This window comes from Hydrogenimonas thermophila (assembly GCF_900115615.1).
Classification (GTDB): domain Bacteria; phylum Campylobacterota; class Campylobacteria; order Campylobacterales; family Hydrogenimonadaceae; genus Hydrogenimonas; species Hydrogenimonas thermophila.
Genome location: NZ_FOXB01000001.1, coordinates 100,378 through 117,576 on the forward strand (window position 1 = coordinate 100,378; position 17,199 = coordinate 117,576).

At 35.8% G+C, this 17,199-nt stretch carries 16 protein-coding genes; 10 read left to right on the forward strand and 6 right to left on the reverse strand.

All coding sequences use genetic code 11. From position 1 onward, the window contains the following. Window positions 1-107: 107 nt before the first annotated feature. The 3 genes from BM227_RS00465 to BM227_RS00475 all read left to right on the forward strand — a co-directional run bounded on the left by BM227_RS00465 (window position 108) and on the right by BM227_RS00475 (window position 2,445). On the forward strand, window positions 108-296 hold the full coding sequence (locus BM227_RS00465; protein WP_092909851.1) for a hypothetical protein: 189 nt from the start codon (window positions 108-110) through the stop codon (window positions 294-296). Further along, entirely contained in the window at window positions 296-2,017 is a 1,722-nt protein-coding gene (gene olsF, locus BM227_RS00470) for a bifunctional ornithine lipid synthase OlsF (RefSeq protein WP_092909853.1), read from the forward strand. Before BM227_RS00465 ends, olsF begins: the two co-directional genes overlap by 1 nt. 227 nt (window positions 2,018-2,244) lie before the next feature. Further along, window positions 2,245-2,445, forward strand: a complete 201-nt coding sequence (locus BM227_RS00475; RefSeq protein ID WP_092909856.1) for a hypothetical protein — start codon at window positions 2,245-2,247, stop codon at window positions 2,443-2,445. A gap of 55 nt (window positions 2,446-2,500) precedes the next feature. Here BM227_RS00475 and BM227_RS00480 read toward each other — a convergent pair whose 3' ends face one another. From BM227_RS00480 to pstS, 6 genes are all read right to left on the reverse strand, one after another. Next, on the reverse strand, window positions 2,501-2,860 hold the full coding sequence (locus BM227_RS00480; RefSeq protein WP_092909860.1) for a phosphate-starvation-inducible PsiE family protein: 360 nt from the start codon (window positions 2,858-2,860) through the stop codon (window positions 2,501-2,503). Between the two features lie 2 nt (window positions 2,861-2,862). Further along, on the reverse strand, window positions 2,863-3,648 hold the full coding sequence (gene pstB, locus BM227_RS00485; protein ID WP_092909864.1) for a phosphate ABC transporter ATP-binding protein PstB: 786 nt from the start codon (window positions 3,646-3,648) through the stop codon (window positions 2,863-2,865). Further along, window positions 3,648-4,496, reverse strand: a complete 849-nt coding sequence (gene pstA, locus BM227_RS00490) for a phosphate ABC transporter permease PstA (protein ID WP_092909867.1) — start codon at window positions 4,494-4,496, stop codon at window positions 3,648-3,650. The genes pstB and pstA overlap by 1 nt, the downstream gene beginning before the upstream one ends. After that, window positions 4,493-5,356 carry a phosphate ABC transporter permease subunit PstC gene (pstC, locus tag BM227_RS00495; RefSeq protein ID WP_092909870.1) on the reverse strand — a complete coding sequence of 288 codons (864 nt, stop codon included), beginning with the start codon at window positions 5,354-5,356 and terminating at the stop codon, window positions 4,493-4,495. Before pstC ends, pstA begins: the two co-directional genes overlap by 4 nt. A gap of 206 nt (window positions 5,357-5,562) precedes the next feature. Then, on the reverse strand, window positions 5,563-6,783 hold the full coding sequence (locus BM227_RS00500) for a hypothetical protein (protein ID WP_092909873.1): 1,221 nt from the start codon (window positions 6,781-6,783) through the stop codon (window positions 5,563-5,565). A gap of 44 nt (window positions 6,784-6,827) precedes the next feature. Then, on the reverse strand, window positions 6,828-7,823 hold the full coding sequence (gene pstS, locus BM227_RS00505) for a phosphate ABC transporter substrate-binding protein PstS (RefSeq protein WP_092909875.1): 996 nt from the start codon (window positions 7,821-7,823) through the stop codon (window positions 6,828-6,830). 149 nt (window positions 7,824-7,972) lie between these two features. Between pstS and BM227_RS00510 the strand changes: the two genes are divergently transcribed. From BM227_RS00510 to BM227_RS00540, 7 genes are all read left to right on the forward strand, one after another. Next, a complete protein-coding gene (locus BM227_RS00510; protein WP_092909878.1) occupies window positions 7,973-8,644 on the forward strand; it encodes a phosphate signaling complex PhoU family protein in 672 nt (223 codons plus the stop codon). Further along, window positions 8,644-9,312, forward strand: a complete 669-nt coding sequence (locus BM227_RS00515; protein WP_092909880.1) for a response regulator transcription factor — start codon at window positions 8,644-8,646, stop codon at window positions 9,310-9,312. Before BM227_RS00510 ends, BM227_RS00515 begins: the two co-directional genes overlap by 1 nt. Beyond that, complete coding sequence (locus BM227_RS00520; RefSeq protein WP_092909883.1) at window positions 9,306-10,724, forward strand: HAMP domain-containing sensor histidine kinase; 1,419 nt, start codon at window positions 9,306-9,308, stop codon at window positions 10,722-10,724. The genes BM227_RS00515 and BM227_RS00520 overlap by 7 nt, the downstream gene beginning before the upstream one ends. Before the next feature lie 80 nt (window positions 10,725-10,804). Then, window positions 10,805-11,998: an ATP-binding protein gene (locus BM227_RS00525; protein WP_092909885.1), complete on the forward strand. Its 1,194-nt coding sequence runs from the start codon at window positions 10,805-10,807 to the stop codon at window positions 11,996-11,998. 257 nt (window positions 11,999-12,255) lie between these two features. Further along, a complete protein-coding gene (locus BM227_RS00530; protein ID WP_092909887.1) occupies window positions 12,256-12,894 on the forward strand; it encodes a 4Fe-4S dicluster domain-containing protein in 639 nt (212 codons plus the stop codon). A 1-nt stretch (window position 12,895) separates the two neighbouring features. Continuing rightward, window positions 12,896-13,795, forward strand: coding sequence for an NrfD/PsrC family molybdoenzyme membrane anchor subunit (nrfD, locus tag BM227_RS00535; RefSeq protein ID WP_092909890.1), 900 nt, complete (start codon window positions 12,896-12,898; stop codon window positions 13,793-13,795). A gap of 14 nt (window positions 13,796-13,809) precedes the next feature. Further along, a complete protein-coding gene (locus BM227_RS00540) occupies window positions 13,810-17,103 on the forward strand; it encodes a molybdopterin-dependent oxidoreductase (protein WP_092909892.1) in 3,294 nt (1,097 codons plus the stop codon). Window positions 17,104-17,199: the final 96 nt, after the last annotated feature.

Sequence of the window (17,199 nt, forward strand, 5' to 3'; positions counted from 1 at the left end):
TTGTAAATCTTGTAACTTATATGTAACCATTTTGTATTGCAATTGCAACAAAACTATCAGATACTTTCATTGTTTAATTGCTGTAGTTCCAAAAAAGGAGTTGTGGAATGGAAGAGATAGTTTTAAAACTGGTTGAGTGTCTATGTAGTAAATATGGAATATCTACTGAAGAGGCATACTCTATGATCTACAGTGAATGGGAATATGTTGAAGAGATGGTTATATCTGGTGCAAATGAAAAGAAGCTATGTAAAAAGATTGCAAAAAGACTTCTTGATCTGTATATGGTGGCATAATGGCTGTTCAGGTAGAAGAGTATATATCTAAAAGTTATCCCTCATTTGTTAACTATCCAAAACCATTTCAATACAGCATTTTAAGTTTTTTTAAAAGATTTTTTCATGAAGATGAGATAAACAGCTTTTTAAAAGAGCACGCTCATAAAGATGCTTTTGGTTTTGTTGAAGCAGTACTAGATTATTTCGATACAAAAGTTGTAGTTGATAAAAAAGAGATGGCACGGATTCCTGCTTATGGAAAAGTGGTTATTATTGCAAACCATCCTCTTGGAGCTTTGGATGCCTTGGCTCTAATATATCTTTTGCAAGATATTCGTAAAGATATTAAAGTTCTAGCAAACGATTTTTTATACTCATTTGATAATCTCAGAGAGCTTTTGATTCCTATAGACAATATCTCAGGAAAGATGAAGAAGAGTTCAATTAGCTCCATTTATGAAGCCTTAAACAAAGAAGAGGCGGTAATTATATTTCCATCAGGAGAGGTTAGCAGGGTTTGCCCAGATGGAATTAAAGATACAAAGTGGCAAAACGGGTTTTACAAGATAGCTAAAAAAGCAAAAGCACCCATTTTGCCAATATACATTGATGCAAAAAATTCAAAAAGTTTCTATCTTCTTTCAATGATCAACAAAAGTATCTCTACTGCAGTTTTACCAAATGAAATGTTCAAGTTTAAAAATAAAACTATAACTTTCAAAATAGGTAAACAGATACCTTATAAAAACTACTCTATACAATCACTCGGATCTAAAGAGATAGTACGACTATTGCGAAAACATTTTTACAATGTTGCAAAAGGCAAAAAGGGCATATTCAAAAGTGTTAATGAGATTGCACTTCCTGAACCTCGCAGTGAGATAAAAAATGAGCTTAAAACAGGTATTGAGTTGGGAACAACCTTTGATGGAAAGAAGATAATTCTTTATGAAGGTACGAAGATGAATGCCCTCTTTAGAGAGATTGGTCGTCTTCGTGAAATATCATTTCGTCAGGTAGGAGAAGGGAGTGGCAGAAAACGTGATATTGATGATTATGACTTTATATATAAACATCTCATAGTATGGGATGATGAAGAGCTGGAAATTGCAGGAGCATACCGTGTCGGAGTCTGTAAAGATATTATAGATGTGTACGGCATGGAAGGGTTATATACATCCACTCTTTTCAATTACGATGCAAGGTTTAAACCATATTTGCAAAATGGTATAGAACTAGGTAGAAGCTTTGTTCAACCTCGATACTGGAACTCTAGAGCTTTGGACTATCTTTGGCAGGGAATTGGAGCTTACTTGCGTCAGCATCCTGATATTAGGTATCTATTTGGACCGGTAAGTCTGAGTGCAACATTTACAGAAGAAGCAAAAGCATTAATTGTATATTTCTATACTCTATATTTTGGCTCTAAAGAACCGCTAGTAAAACATAAAGAGCCATTTAGATTAAGCAATGAAGTAAAAACTCATCTGGCTTCAATTTTTACTGGCAGTGACTACCGAAGCGATATGAGAGTATTAAAAGAGGAACTAGAGATTAGAGGATTTTCTATTCCAGTTCTTTACAAACAGTATGCTGAAGTATGCGAAGATGGTGGAATGGAGTTAATGGATTTTGGAATAGATAGGGAGTTTAACCACTGTATTGATGGTTTTATAGTTGTAGATTTAAAACGACTAAAACCATCTAAGAGAAAACGTTATATAGGAGAAACAGTATGAAAAAAAGATGGAAAGCAGTGTTTAAGTCAGTTAGAAGCAGATATGGATATATTGAGAGTATGATCGTTTATCGCCACAAAAACTCTTCAGAATTTAATTATCTCTTTCAGGTTTAATCCTGGAAGGTTATATATTTCCCTCATATTGACATTCACAATAGTTAAAAGCTACAATATGTGTAATTTATTGCAAAAAGTAGTAAATTATATTATTTAAAGGAGCCTTTTATGGCAAAAACACTAAAGAAAAAAGCGGTAAAAAAAGTTGTTGCTAAAGCAACTAATAAAGCAGTTGCAAAAAGTATTATTAAGAAAAAAAAGGCAGATAAACTTGCAAAAAAAGCTATAAAAGCTATTTTGAAAAAGAAACCTACAAAAATAAAAGCGGCTAAAAAAATTGCTAAGAAAGTGATTAAGAAGGCTGCATAATCATATCATTAGGAAAGAGTTTAATTTATTCTTTCCTATGAGTTATGCTAAATACTCAATCAGTATCATTAGATGAATTATATGTAATTTTGATTGATAGGTATCGCATAAAAAAGAGTGAAAACAAAATTAATATCAATAGTGTTAATTTTGTAGTATCGATATGCTCATGAGTAATGGCAATCATTAATTCTCTTATTGCATAGATGATTGCAGCATCTACCATATATCTAATTTTTATACGATGTTTTTTGAAAAAAAGAAAAATCATTTGAACTACTTCTATAATAACGATTAGTTCAAGAAGTAAAATTATTGTTTTGGTAAAGTCGCCGCCGACTATAATAAGTGTTGCAAAAATGAATACGGCGACGACAATATCAATATATTCTCGTAATTTTGATAGTATACTCATAATTATCCAAACTTTCCTGTGATGTATTGCTCAGTCATCTCTTCTTTAGGTGTAATAAACAGCTCTTCTGTAACACCAAGTTCTATGAGATCACCAAGATACATAAATGCAGTATAGTCACTTACACGGGCAGCTTGCTGCATATTGTGAGTAACAATGATAATAGTTACTCTATCTTTTAGTTTAATAATAAGCTCTTCAATAGCTTGAGTTGAGATTGGATCTAGGGCTGATGTTGGTTCATCAAAGAGTAAAACTTCTGGCTCAACTGCAATGGCTCTAGCAATGCATAGACGCTGTTGTTGCCCACCGGACAGTGCAGTACCTGAACTTTTAAGACGATCTCCAACCTCTTTCCATAGTGCTGCATCTTTTAGTGCCTGTTCAACTCTTCCATCAAGTTCACTTTTAGATTTTATGCCTTGCAGACGTAATCCGTATGCTACATTGTCATAAATGCTCATAGGAAATGGTGTAGGCTTTTGAAAAATCATTCCTATCTGTGTACGCAGTTTAATAAGATCCTCTTTCTTATCTAAGATATTACGCCCTTTAAAGTGAATGTCTCCTTCATATCTATTTCCAGGGTAGAGATCATGCATTCTGTTAAAGCAGCGCAGCAAGGTTGTCTTTCCGCAGCCACTTGGTCCAATTAATGCTGTAACAGCACCTTTTCCAATTGGCATATTTATATTTTTCAAGTTAGGTTTTTCAACACCTGCGTAGTAGAAACTGAAATCTTTTACCTCAATAATATGTTCATGTGTTACTTCACAAATTGTTGCCATTAGCGGTTTCCTTTTTTATTTCTAATAATAATACGTCCAATAATATTTGCACCCAGAACGAATAGGGCTAAAATAAGGGCTGCTGCCCATCCTTGATTGATCCAGTCGTCATATGGACTTGTAGCGTAGTTGAACATAGTAACAGTTAGCGATGCTATCGGCTGATTTAGATCAGTCGAGAAAAAGTTATTACTAAATGATGTAAACAGTAATGGTGCAGTTTCTCCTGCAATACGTGCAACAGATAGCAATATACCTGTTAACATTCCTGTTTTTGCTCCTCTATAAACAACTTGAATAATAACTTTATATTTCGGTGCTCCCAGTGCTGCTGCTGCTTCTCTAAGACTTCCTGGGACTAACTGTAACATATCATCTGTAGTTCTAAGAACAATCGGTACCATCATTACAGCTAAAGCTGCAATTCCTGCCCATCCACTAAAGTGTCCAATTGGCTCAACCAAAATAGCATAAACAAATGCACCTATTACAATACTAGGTGTACTCATCATAATATCTGAAATATCTCGTATTACTCGAGCTAATTTACTCTTTTTCCCACCATACTCACTTAGGTAAGTTCCTGCTAAAACACCAATAGGAACACCTATAATAGAAGCACCTATCACTAAAATAAGCTGTCCTACAAGAGCATTTCTAAGACCGCTAGGTTCTCTTCCTGGAGGAGCCATGTCATAAGTAAATATATCTAAGCTTAAAGCATTAAAACCTTTATATAAAAGTACGCCTATAATCCAGAAAAGAAACAGCATCCCTGCTATTGCTGCAGCAGAGGAAAGAATCATAATAATTTTATTTAAAAGAATTCGTCTCTCTTGAAGTGTCATATCTTTTGCTCCTGAAGGTTTCTAAGGAACCAGAATTTTGCTATGGCAATAACAGTAAAACTTATTACAAGAAGAATGAGTGCCAAGTAAAATAGACTGGAGTAGTAAAGATCTGTATCTGCTTCAGTAAACTCATTTGCCAATGTTACAGGAATACTTGTAGCCGCTTTAAAAATAGAGTCAGGCACTTTATGTGCATTACCCATTACAAAAGTAACTGCCATAGTTTCACCAATAGCACGACCAAGAGCTAGAATAATAGACCCAATGATTCCACTTTTAACATAAGGAATGACGACATCTTTTAGTACTTCCCATCTTGTAGCCCCCATACCGTATGCTGACTCTTTTAAAATAGCTGGAGTTGTCTTCATAGCATCTCTTGTAATAGCTGCCATAAAAGGAAGAATCATAATAGAGAGTACAAATCCGGCAGTTGCCAGTCCAAGTCCATTCCCACCCCATATGTCACGCAATATTGGTGCAAGATAGAAAAGCCCCCACATACCATATATTATGGAAGGAATAGCTGCAAGAAGTTCTATTGCCATACCTACAATAGTAGCTATCCAAGGTGGAGCAAGTTCACTCAAAAATATAGCAATTCCAATAGCAACAGGTGTAGCTATGAGCATAGCTATGATTGTCGAAACTATTGAACCATATATAGCTGGATAGCCACCGAAAATATCCATATTTGGAGCCCATTTGCTATTTGTAACAAACTGCAAGCCAAATGCGTCAATAGCAGGTTTTGCCTCATTGAATAGTACAACAAATAGTGCCGCAAGAACGATCAGTACTAAGATCGCAAAGAAGCGGGTTGTGTTGTGGAAGACAGTGTCGAGAATTCGATTCACACTCTTTCCTTTGCTGAAAATTATGTGGTGAATTATAAGAGGTTTTGGTTACAGAATTATTACATTGCTTTGGTAAATGAAAGAAGGAGGCGGTAAATACCGCCATACCAGGGAGTAGTTATGAAATTTGCAAGCTTTCTGAGCCTTCGTTTTGGCAAAGGCTCATTTAAGCCAGCAGAGCCAAAGCGCAAATGCGCTTTAAGCTCTTACCATTTAACTTCTGCAGATAGCATATATTGATCTGCTTTTCCTTTTCCAAAATTAACAGAATCATATGATTTAAGATTACCAATAAATTTTACATTTTTATTATATTTGTAAGCAACACCAGCTATATATTGATCTTTATCCAAGTTTCTATAAATTCCTGCATCTGCTTTATCTTCTGTTTTCCAATAGTCATATCTTCCAAAAATAGACCATTTGTGAGCAGGGCGGAATTCACCATTTACAGTGTAGCCAGTACCACATCCTTTTCCTTCGTTGTATGTACTAGAAGAAGAGTCAACATACATACCTGCAATTAAGAACATAGGTTGATTATAAACAGCGTGAATACCCCACCACTTCTTTTTAGAAAAATCATTTACATATGGGTCATCTTTATAATAGTTTTTATCTTCATATTGTCCAGTTAAAGAGATATCAAGATACTCATCTTCAGTTGCATGAACATGTTTTTTACCTGTTCCAAGAATATTAGCAGTTAAACGCCACTCATAAGACATAGAGTTACCTTGTGCTGTACCGTGATATCCTTCACCATTATATATACCTAACTCTGAGCTAAAATAATCTGTTTTAGTTTTGAAATTGATACCTATATCTGCTGAATTTGTCAGGTCAGCTGCTGTTCCATCTTCAATAAATGTTTTTGAGATAGAACGATATAGCCATCCATGATGTTCTTCCCAGTCAATCCAAGTTCGGTGAGCTTGACCAAACTCTACACCTGTGTATGGAAGAACATTATCTAAATAAAGGAAAGCATATTTTAAACGAACTTTCCAATCACCTGTGTCATCTTGATGGGTATCAAGAGTAATTCTCATATAATCTTTTTTATTCCAGTAAGCTTTAACTTGTAAATAGTTTCTTCGAGTTTCAAATTTACTTGTATCACTGTTTGCAGATGTTTTATCATCAGTATATGTATACCCAAGATAGTGAACACCACTGAATTTAAGAGTAGGAACACCAGACTTTACTTTTACACCAAGCTTTTTGTTAATTTTAGAAAGCATAGTTTGCTTTTCAATGTACTGCTCTTTTGCACTTACAAAATCACCAAGTTCTACACGATTTGCACCTGGCTTAGTATAGATAGCACCTGTCTCTGTGTCTTGATAAAGTGTAATAGCTGCTGCATTTGCTGCTGAACCAAGAGCTGCTAAAGCTGCAAGAGATAAAACTGTTTTTTTCATCATGATTCATATCCTTTATATTTATTTTTTAATTTTTGAATACTAAATTAGTAAATTCCGTGTTCTTTCCAATAACTTCTGATCATATCTTTAGTTTGTGCAGGAAGTGGAATATAACCAAGTTTTTTCGCATCTTCATCACCATTTTTGAATGCAAAATCAAAGAACTTGACTACCTCTTTATTCATCTCTGTCTTCTCACGAGGAAGAAGAATGAAAGTTGCCGCTACAATTGGGTAGCTGTTGTCACCTGGCTGAAGTGCAAGAATTTGATAAAAATGATCTTTAGCAGTCCATTTTGCATATTTTGCGGCTGCTTTGAAGTTTTCTTCTTTTGCTTCTACCCACTTACCGCTTTTTGTTTGAAGAACTGCTGCTCCAAATCCATTTTTCAGTTTGTAAGCATACTCAACATAACCGATGCTGTAAGGGTTTTGAGAGATTAGGCTAGAAACACCTTCATTACCTTTACCACCAAGACCTGTAGGCCAGTCAAGTGCTTTACCTATTCCTACATTGTTTGCCCAATCTTCACTAACATGTGCAAGGAAGTAGCTGAAGTTGAAAGTTGTACCAGAACCATCTGCTCTGTGGCAAACTACAATCTCTTTATGAGGAAGTTTAACACCTGGGTTATCTTCTGTAATTCGTTTATCATCCCAGAATTTAATCTTTCCAAGGAAGATGTCAGCAAGATCTTTGTTCTCAAGCTTTAATTCGCCATCTTTAACACCTGGAATATTGTATGCTGCAACGATAGAACCTATAACTGCCGGGAATTGATATAGACGTTTTTTGTCTAATTTTCTAGGTTTTAAAGGTTTGTCGCTTGCACCAAAATTTACAGTTCGAGCTGAGATTTGTTTAATTCCACCACCTGAGCCGATAGATTGGTAATTCACCTGATTGCCGGTATTTTTTTGGTAAATATATGCCCAGTCAAAATATACCGGAGCAGGGAATGAAGCTCCAGCACCACTGATGTTTCCTGCGCTTGCTGCGATAACACCGGCTGCTAGAGCCGCAACTGTCTTCTTAAGCATTCTTACTCCTTACTTGTTTTTACGACGAGATTTTAAAATAGTAAGGATACAGTTTGGTTACAGTAGATATAATGATTGTTACCAAACTGTTACCAAATAGGTCTAAACTTATGCAATCTATTTTTATTATTTAATGAAAGGTAAAAGGTATGCTTTCAAATTTTCAAGAGAAGCTTGATCAAATCAATCATATGATGCAAAATTTCGCCGAAATGATCATAAAGAGCGAGAAATTATGTTTTGATGGTTTCAAAGAGAAAGATATGAATCTATTAGATGAGGCACGAGATACTATAAAAGGCTGCAGGGTAACAGCAAATGAGATAGATAATGAGATAATTAAGACATTGGCTCTGTATGGACCAGAAGCAACAGAGTTGCGTGAAATGGTTGGGTATTTAAAGATTACTAATGAGCTAGTAAATATGGCTGGCAGTATTAAGTCTTATGTAAAGCATAACAAAGCTTTAATTGTAAGTGATTTTAATATGGAAGATATGAAAGACTCTTTTATTCCTCTTCATCAGAGTGCATATAACTCTATTAAACATATGGTAGAGATGATTGATTTGAAAAGAAGTGAAGAGGAGATTCGTGCTCTTTTTCGATCTATAAAAGTTGAAGAGTCAAAAGGTGATGATCTCTACTCAATAGTACAGAAAGATATTTCTGAAATGCTTTGTCATATTGATGTTGATCCTTTGGATTATATGACAGTTTTGAAATTGGCTAAAAAACTTGAGAATATAAGTGATCATTCGGTTAATGTCGCTAAGCTTTTACTTTTCATAAAAACTGGTGGAGAATTGGAGAGTTACTAATGGCTCTAATTGCTATTATAGAAGATGAACAAGATTTGCTAGACCTTTTAGAGTATCATTTGCAAAAAGAGGGTTATGAAACTTTTGCAGCAATTTCAGTTAAACCTATTGAAAAACTTCTTGAAGAAGAGACACCTGACCTTATGATTGTAGACAGAAACCTTCCTGGGGTAGAAGGTAGCGAGTTTGTCCAACAATTAAGAAGCAGAGGTTACAATATACCAGTCATTTTTCTTACTGCTAAAGTTTCTGATACAGAGATAGAAGAGGGTTTCTTGCGTGGTGGAGATGATTATGTTACAAAGCCATTTAATGTAAAAGAGTTGATGCATCGTGTTCGGGCAGTACTTAGAAGAAGCAAACCTGAAGAGAGTAGTGAAATTATATATAGGGATATTACAATAAAACCTAAGAGTTATGAAGTCTTTATTGATGGCAAGAAGATTGATTTAACACGTTTGGAATTTAAACTTTTACTTGAACTTGTTACACATAAAAATATGGTTTTAAGTCGTGATCAGCTTCTTGAGAAAGTTTGGGGTGATGATGGAGACTATCAGGATCGTACTGTAAATGTTGCAGTTAATCGTCTAAAAGAGAAGATTGATCCAGATAAGAGTAAAAACTATATTAAATCAATTCGAGGGGTAGGGTATCAGGTTTGTTAAAACGTTATTTTAAACTTCCTCAGATATTTTTTATCAATTTTTTACTTTTACTTTCTGGTACATTGTTGATAGCATCTTTTATTGTTTATTACTCTGTGCAAGAGATTGAAGTCAAACAGTTTACAAATCAGCTTAGAAGTGAGATCGCTTATGTTCGTACTAGGCTAGATGAGGGAAAGTCTCTTGAAGTTGCAGCTAATGAGATGAGTGAGATAATGGGACGACCTTTAAGGGTTACACTGATTGCAATGGATGGAACGGTACTTTTTGACAATGAAGCAGATGTAAGCAGTATGGAAAATCACGCCAACCGTCCAGAAGTTATGGCTGCAAGAAGAGATGGTTTTGGTACAGCAGTTCGTTACTCCCAAACAGTAAAAAATGATCGTATTTATGTTGCAAAGACTATTAAGTGGAATTCAAAACCTGCAATATTGCGCCTTTCAGTTTCATTAGAAACTATTATGCAGGATTTTAGGATGCTTTGGTTTCGCATGGCATCTGTATTTCTATTAGCATTAGTAACAGGATATTTTATAAGCAGAGCTTTACAGAGACGAATTGATGAAGAGCTTGGAAAACTTACAGATTATCTAAAAGCAATTGCCGATAAAAATTATAATGCCAACTTTAGTGCCGGATTCTCTAAAGAGTTTACAACTATTGCGGTATTGCTCAAAAAGCTGGCTAAACGGCTTGAGAAAAATGAGAAAAAGAAGCGTAAATATAATGCAAAGATCAGACTTATCAGTAAACAGCGCAGTGATATGATCTCTGCAATAAGTCATGAGTTTAAAAATCCTGTAGCTGCCATTATGGGATATACTGAAACACTTTTGGATGATGATGGCGTACCTGTAACTATTCGTAAAAAGTTTTTACAGCGAATTGAGCAAAATGCCAGACGTATTACACAGATGATAGATCGCCTAAGTTTTATGACGCGTATGGAAAGCAGTGAAATTCAGCCTGAAATGAGCGGTTTTGATATGGAAAAAGTTGTTAAAGATGCTATCTATACCCTTAGTCAGAAGTATCAGGGCCGAAATATAAAAATTCAAAGCAAACCTGTAAATATTTATGCAGACAAAACCATGATGGAGATGACAGTCATTAACCTTATTGATAATGCACTAAAATACTCTGAAGATGATGTTGAAGTAGTACTAAATGAGAAGGAGTTTTGTGTTATTGACAAAGGAGATGGAATTCCTGAAAAAGAGATTGATGAAATTACTAAAAAGTTTTATCGAATCAATAAAAATAGCTGGGACAACTCTATGGGGTTAGGCTTGGCAATAGTTTCTTATATTCTTAAACTACATAATTCACATCTGCACATAAGCTCTGAAGTAGGAAAAGGTACAAAAATCTGTTTTCATATACCTTCTTTTTCTCAAATCAAAAGCTAATTTTAATTTTATTTACCAAAAGTTTAAAATGGATTTTAAGATTTATGTTATAATCATATAAAAATTAAAATGGATTTTAAATGATAAAGTATATTCTTAAAAAGCAAGTTAGAATAATTAACTCCATCTCTCTTAATTTTATTAGAGAAATATATATGCAAAAACTTATCTCAACAAATAGGCTTGTTGGGCTTGTGGGACAAAGAGGAGTTGGTAAAACAACTCTTTTGCTTCAATACTTAAAAACAAACTATAAACCAACGGAATATCTATATTTTAGTGCTGATGATGTATATATTATAGATAGCTCTATTTATGATATAGCAGATGAGTTTGTAAAACTTGGCGGAAAAGTTATAGTTATAGATGAGATTCATAAATACAACAATTGGGCAATTGAGCTAAAAAGCATATATGACTCATTTCCTGATCTTATTATAAGATTTAGTGGTAGTTCTATGCTGAATATTTTGGATCAAAAGTATGATCTTAGCAGAAGAGCTGTTATATCTTATGTTAAACCTCTCTCATTTAGAGAGTTTTTAAAACTTTCGCAAAACATTAATTTGCCGCAATTTAAATTAGATGAGATACTTGAAAAGTATAATGATATAAGTTCATCTTTGGCTTTGGAACATCCTACTCTTTATAAAAACTTTCTAAAATATCTTCAAATAGGATACTACCCATTTTTTATGGAAGATGAGATTGAGTATAAAAATAAACTCTTTAATGCGTGTGATAAGATTATCAATGAAGATATTCCATCCTTAAAGAAGATCGACTTTACTCATTTGTCTCTCTTTAAAAAGTTTATTGCAAAACTGATCTACTCAAAAGTACCATATAAAGTTAATGTTTCTGCACTTAGCAAAGAGTTTGGCATATCTCATCCAACACTACTGACATATTTAGATATTTTAGATAAAACAAAGATCATCAGAGCGATAAAAAAGTATTCAAAGAAGGTATCGCAAAAGCCAGATAAGTTACTCTTTTCAAATACAAATTTGCTCTATAGTTATGCTGATGAGTTTGGAGTAGAAGTTGACATAGGTACTGTTAGAGAGACATTCTTTGCAAGTTGTTTTGAAAATATCTATTATAGTGATATTGGAGATTTTAGAGTAGATGACTATATATTTGAAATTGGAGGTAAAAATAAAAGCTTTAAACAGATAAATGGCATAGAGAAAAGTTTTTTAGTAATTGATACTGACTACAGTATGGAAAGAGGTAAAATACCTCTTTGGCTGTTTGGTTTAATTTCTTAATTTTTCTCAAATCAAAAAAAATGAACTACCTTCCAAATTAATTTGAATCAATAAACTTCTAACTTATATATTGCTACTTATATAAGAAAATATTTTAAAAAAGAGTCTTCATTCAGCTTTAATTAAAATAATCACTGATAGACTGAAAATGTCGTGATATAGGCATTTAATAGAGTTCTAACAAGCTTATAAAATTTATAAGCCTGTTTGATGAGCCTATATTGAAGCACCTAGCATAAAAAATTCAGGAGGAGTCTATGAAGCTCGGCTTTTTAGTAGACCTGGCTCTTTGCATGGGATGTAAAGGGTGTGAGGTCTCTTGTAAAGTGGAAAATGAAGTTCCGCTTAGTATGTGGCGTTTGAGAGTCAAGTATGTTGATGTGGGAACATTCCCTGAAACTAAAAGAACATTTACACCTCTTCGATGTAACCATTGTGAAAATGCACCTTGTGAGCGTATCTGTCCAGTTAGTGCATTGCATTATCTTGAAAATGGCATTGTAAATGTAGATAAAGAGCGATGTATAGGGTGTGCAGGTTGTGTAATGGCATGTCCATATGGTGCAATCTACATAGATCCAGAAACTAATACAGCAGACAAATGTACATATTGTGCTCACCGTGTTGCCGGAGGTATGATGCCTGCTTGTGTTGTTGCTTGTCCTGTTGAAGCAAATATATTTGGAGATCTTGATGATCCGACAAGTAACATTAGCCGTTATATTATGGAGCATCAGGGTAATGTGAAGGTTCGCAAGCCTGAGAAAAATACTCATCCAAAACACTTCTACACAAGTGGTGGTGAAGTTAACCTCAATCCATTGGCAAGCAAGCGTGAAGAGGGTTATAACCTCTTTAACAATATAACGCACCTAAAACATGTTGGAGGTCACTAAAATGGTTGAACATACTACTGCTGCGACCAATGCAATCGTAACCCTTGATGTCGCACTTCCAGGAATTATATGGGGTTGGATGATTACACTGAATATGTGGGCAAAGAGTATAGGAACCGGTGTTGTTCTTATAGGTGTCTATCTTTTGAAAAAGTATGGAGACAGAGTTGCAAGTATTAAAACACTTATGCCTGTAGTCTCTTTTATTTTTCTAAATATATTCTTGTTATTTACTCTGCTTGATCTGCATCAGCCGCTTAGAATGTGGCATATCTTTTTCTATCCGCACTGGACCTCTGCTATTACTGTTGGTGCTTGGTTGGCAACTATATTTACCGGAATTATTTTTGTAATGGCTGCAGGGCATATTATGAAAAAGATTACTGATGAGCAGTATAACAAGTTAATGTGGGCAGCATTCATTTTTGCAATTCCTGTTACTCTATATACTGCAACAATTATGGGTGAAGCATCTGCAAGAGAGTTGTGGCAAACTCCTACTGAACTTGTTCAGATGGCATTGGCTGCTTTTATTGGAGGTTCTGCAACATATCTCATTTTAGGTGTTGGTGATAAAAATATTAAAAGAGATTTAGCAATTGTTTTAGCGGTAAGTGCTGCACTTTCATTCATTATCTATATGGGTGAGTACTATTTTGGTGCAATGAAAGCTGAAGAGGTTGCTGCAACAATCGCTTTTGTAAAAGATGGTGGTGAATACCATACAATGTTCTGGATTGGACAGACACTTGGATATATCCTACCTGTTGCTTTTGTGATTTTTGCACTTAGATCAGGAGCTAACAGTTTGCTCTCTTTAGCATCTATTTTGGCATTAACCGGTCTTTGGATTGCCAAGCATGTTTGGCTTGTTATTCCGCAATTGTTGAATCTTAGCTGATCGAGGAGAAGAGTATGATAAATGAAAATAGAAGAACATTTTTAAAAGGGGCAGCATTTAGTGTTGCCGGTGTAACATTGGCTACAGGAGTTTTTGAAACTGTAGCAGAAGCCAGCAAAGATACTACAGCGGAGTTTACAAATACACCAGAAAGCTTGGATTTTTATCCTCCTCTTGAAAAGTGGGATAGTTTCAGAGAGCTTGACGGAGATGACTGGAAACGTGGAGGTATTGATCGTAAGGGAGTTAGAAGTGAAGATAACCCTGATGGTATAGAAGTTCATGACTATACAATAGTTCCTTGTGTCTGCTCTAACTGTGAAGCAGGATGTGGTTTGACTGCATGGGTTGATAAAAAGAGTTTAACTGTTAGAAAATATATGGGTAATCCTTTGCATAGTGGAAGTCGTGGACGAAACTGTGCTAAAGGTTATGCTGTTGAATCACAAATGTATGATCCTGATCGTATTCCATTTCCTATTAAACGAGCTCCTGGTTCTAAGCGTGGAGAGGGAAAATGGATCCGTATAAGCTGGGATCAAGCATTAAAAGAGATTGGTAAAAAGATGCATGATACGCTTAAAAGCGGTGATGAAATCTCTAAAAAATCGATTATGTACCATGTTGGCCGTCCTAATGAAAATGGTTTTGGACATCGTGTACCTCATACAATGGGGCTTGATGGTTATGATTCACATACAAACATCTGTTCTGCAGGTGCTCGCCAAGGCTCAATACAGTGGGCAAATGATGACAGAAACTCTCCAGACTGGGCAAATGCAAAGTTGGTTTTCTTACAGTCTTCACATGCCGCTGATGCAGGTCACTACTTCCAGCAGTCTGCAGGATTGATTGCAGATGCCCGTAAGAAGGGTGCAAAGATGGTCGTACTTGATCCACGACTTAGTAACTCTGCAGGTATTGCAGATCTTTGGATTCCTGTATGGCCTGGAACTGAGACGGCACTATACCTTTATCTTGCAAATCGTGTTTTAAATGAGAAAGATAAAAATGGAGATGACTTGATTGATCATCAGTTTGTCAAAAACTGGCTCAACTGGGATCGTTTGATGGCAAACAAAGAGTACCTGAAGTTTATGGTTCTAAAAGGGTATATCTCTAAAATGCCAAAAGATGAGAGCTATGAAAGTTTCATCTCTTTAATGAAAGAGCTTTATGCTCCATATACACAAGAGTATGTTGTCAAAGAGTGTAAGCTTGAAGGTCAAGAGTATAAACTGGACAAACTTTTTGAAATGTTCATAGAAGCTGGTCCAAAGATTGCTACATATATTTGGCGTTCTGGTGCCATTGCTCACCGTGGTGGATGGATGATAACACGTTCAGCATTCCTTCCACTTGCTCTTCGTGGTGCAATGCGCGGTGATGTTGGTGGTGTAAGCTGGCACCATTGGCATAAGATCTCAATTGGCGGTAAAGGTGATGCTGCAACTGTTGCAGGTAAGAAAGCACCAAAAGTTGATGTATGGAATGAGCTTGCATGGCCACCTGAATATCCACTTTCAACATATGAGATGAGTTTCATTCTACCTCACCTATTGATGGATGAAGAGTGGCAGAATAAATGGAAAGCACGTGGTTTAAATGTGCCGACAAAACTTTCTGTTTGGATTCCACGTATGTACAACCCTGTCTGGATCAATCCGGATGGATTTAGATGGATTGAAGCTCTAAAAGATGAAAGTAAAATTGAGATGAGTTTCAACCTTTCTCCAACTTGGTCTGAAACCAACTGGTACTGTGACTATGTTCTTCCAACAGGTCTTGCAGGTGAGCGTCACGATCAGCAGTCTGAGCCAACCAAACCTGAACAGTGGACTGCTTTCCGTCAGCCAGTTCTTCGTGTTGCGCTTGAAAAGATGGGATGGAAACCAAAAGTTGAACATCGCGGTACACTTGAAGCACACATTAAAGCTGGTCTTGGTGAGATTTGGGAAGAGAATGAATTCTGGGCAGAACTTCTATGTCTGCATGTCGATCCAGATGGTAGCCTTGGTATTCGAAAGTATTGGGAATCTCGTAAAAATCCTGGTAAACCTGTTACAGTCAAAGAGTACTATAATGCAGGTTTCAGTCTTCTACCAAACTTAAGAAAAGCAGCTGAAGCAGCTTATCCGAATAGTGAGTATCCTTGCTATGAGTTTATGCGTGATAGAGGTGCTTGGACAGAAAAGACAAATGTTTACAGACCACAAGAGAAAGAGCTTGAGTTTGATGGAACTTACTACCATGCTCATGGTCACAAATATCATGTTGATGAGGTAGAAAAAGATAAGTTTGGCGTACTTTGGATTACAGATCACGAAGGTCGTAAACGCTCAATTGGTGTTGAAATTGACGGGAAATTGCATGAAGGGTTCCATACACCTGATAAAAAACTTGATCTCTTCTGTGAGTGGTTAATTGATTGGAAATGGCCTGAATATGCATTGCCTATTTACCCTAGAAATGCACGTGAATATGACAAAATGATCCACATTGTATCGCAGGTACACCATCGCTATATGACTAAAGAGAATGAGTTCTGTCTGAATACTGTATTTAGATTGCCATATAACATTCATACTAGAAGTGTTAACTCTAAGCATCTTATGGAAATAAGTCAGAACCACAACCCTGTTTGGATCTATACTAAAGATGCTGAACGACTTGGCATTAAGCGTGGAGATGCTGTAAAAATCCGCATAGTAGATACTGTAAGTGGTTTGGAGAGTGGTTACTTTATCGCAATGGCAGTTCCAACAGAAGGAACTATGCCGGGAGTTCTTGCTTGTAGTCACCACGCAGGACGATGGAAACTTAAAAATGCTGTTGAGATTCCTGGCTTTAAGCATGCATTGGGTGTAATGGGTGTAGGTGCACCTCTTTATGAAATGACAATGGATGGTAAGACAGGTACACTTAAACCTAAAGAGGGAATTGATAAGGGTATCAATGATCGTCCAAAATCTTGGCAGTTTAAAGAGTTTAACAAAGATCTCGATAACATCTGGTGGGATGGTTTAAGTGGTTCATGGCAAAATGCTGTAGCTCCTGTTCATCCAGACCCAATTGCAGGTAACCATGCTTGGAACCAAAAAGTTATACTTGAAAAAGCAGGTCCTGATGATGTGATCGGTGATATTTGGGTTAACTATGAAAACAATATGAAAACATACAAAGCTTGGCGTGACAAACTTACACGTCCATTGGACTCTAAAGATACTGAACGTCGTCCATATTGGATGCCTCGGCCAGCTGTACCATTGAGTAAAAAAGCTTACTCTTTTAAAGTAAAAGATCTATAAAATATATGCGGGGCAAAAGCCCCGCGATGGTATAATTTAAAGAGGTGGGAAGTGAGAATATTTTATATTAACTTCTTACTTCCCACTTCTTATTAA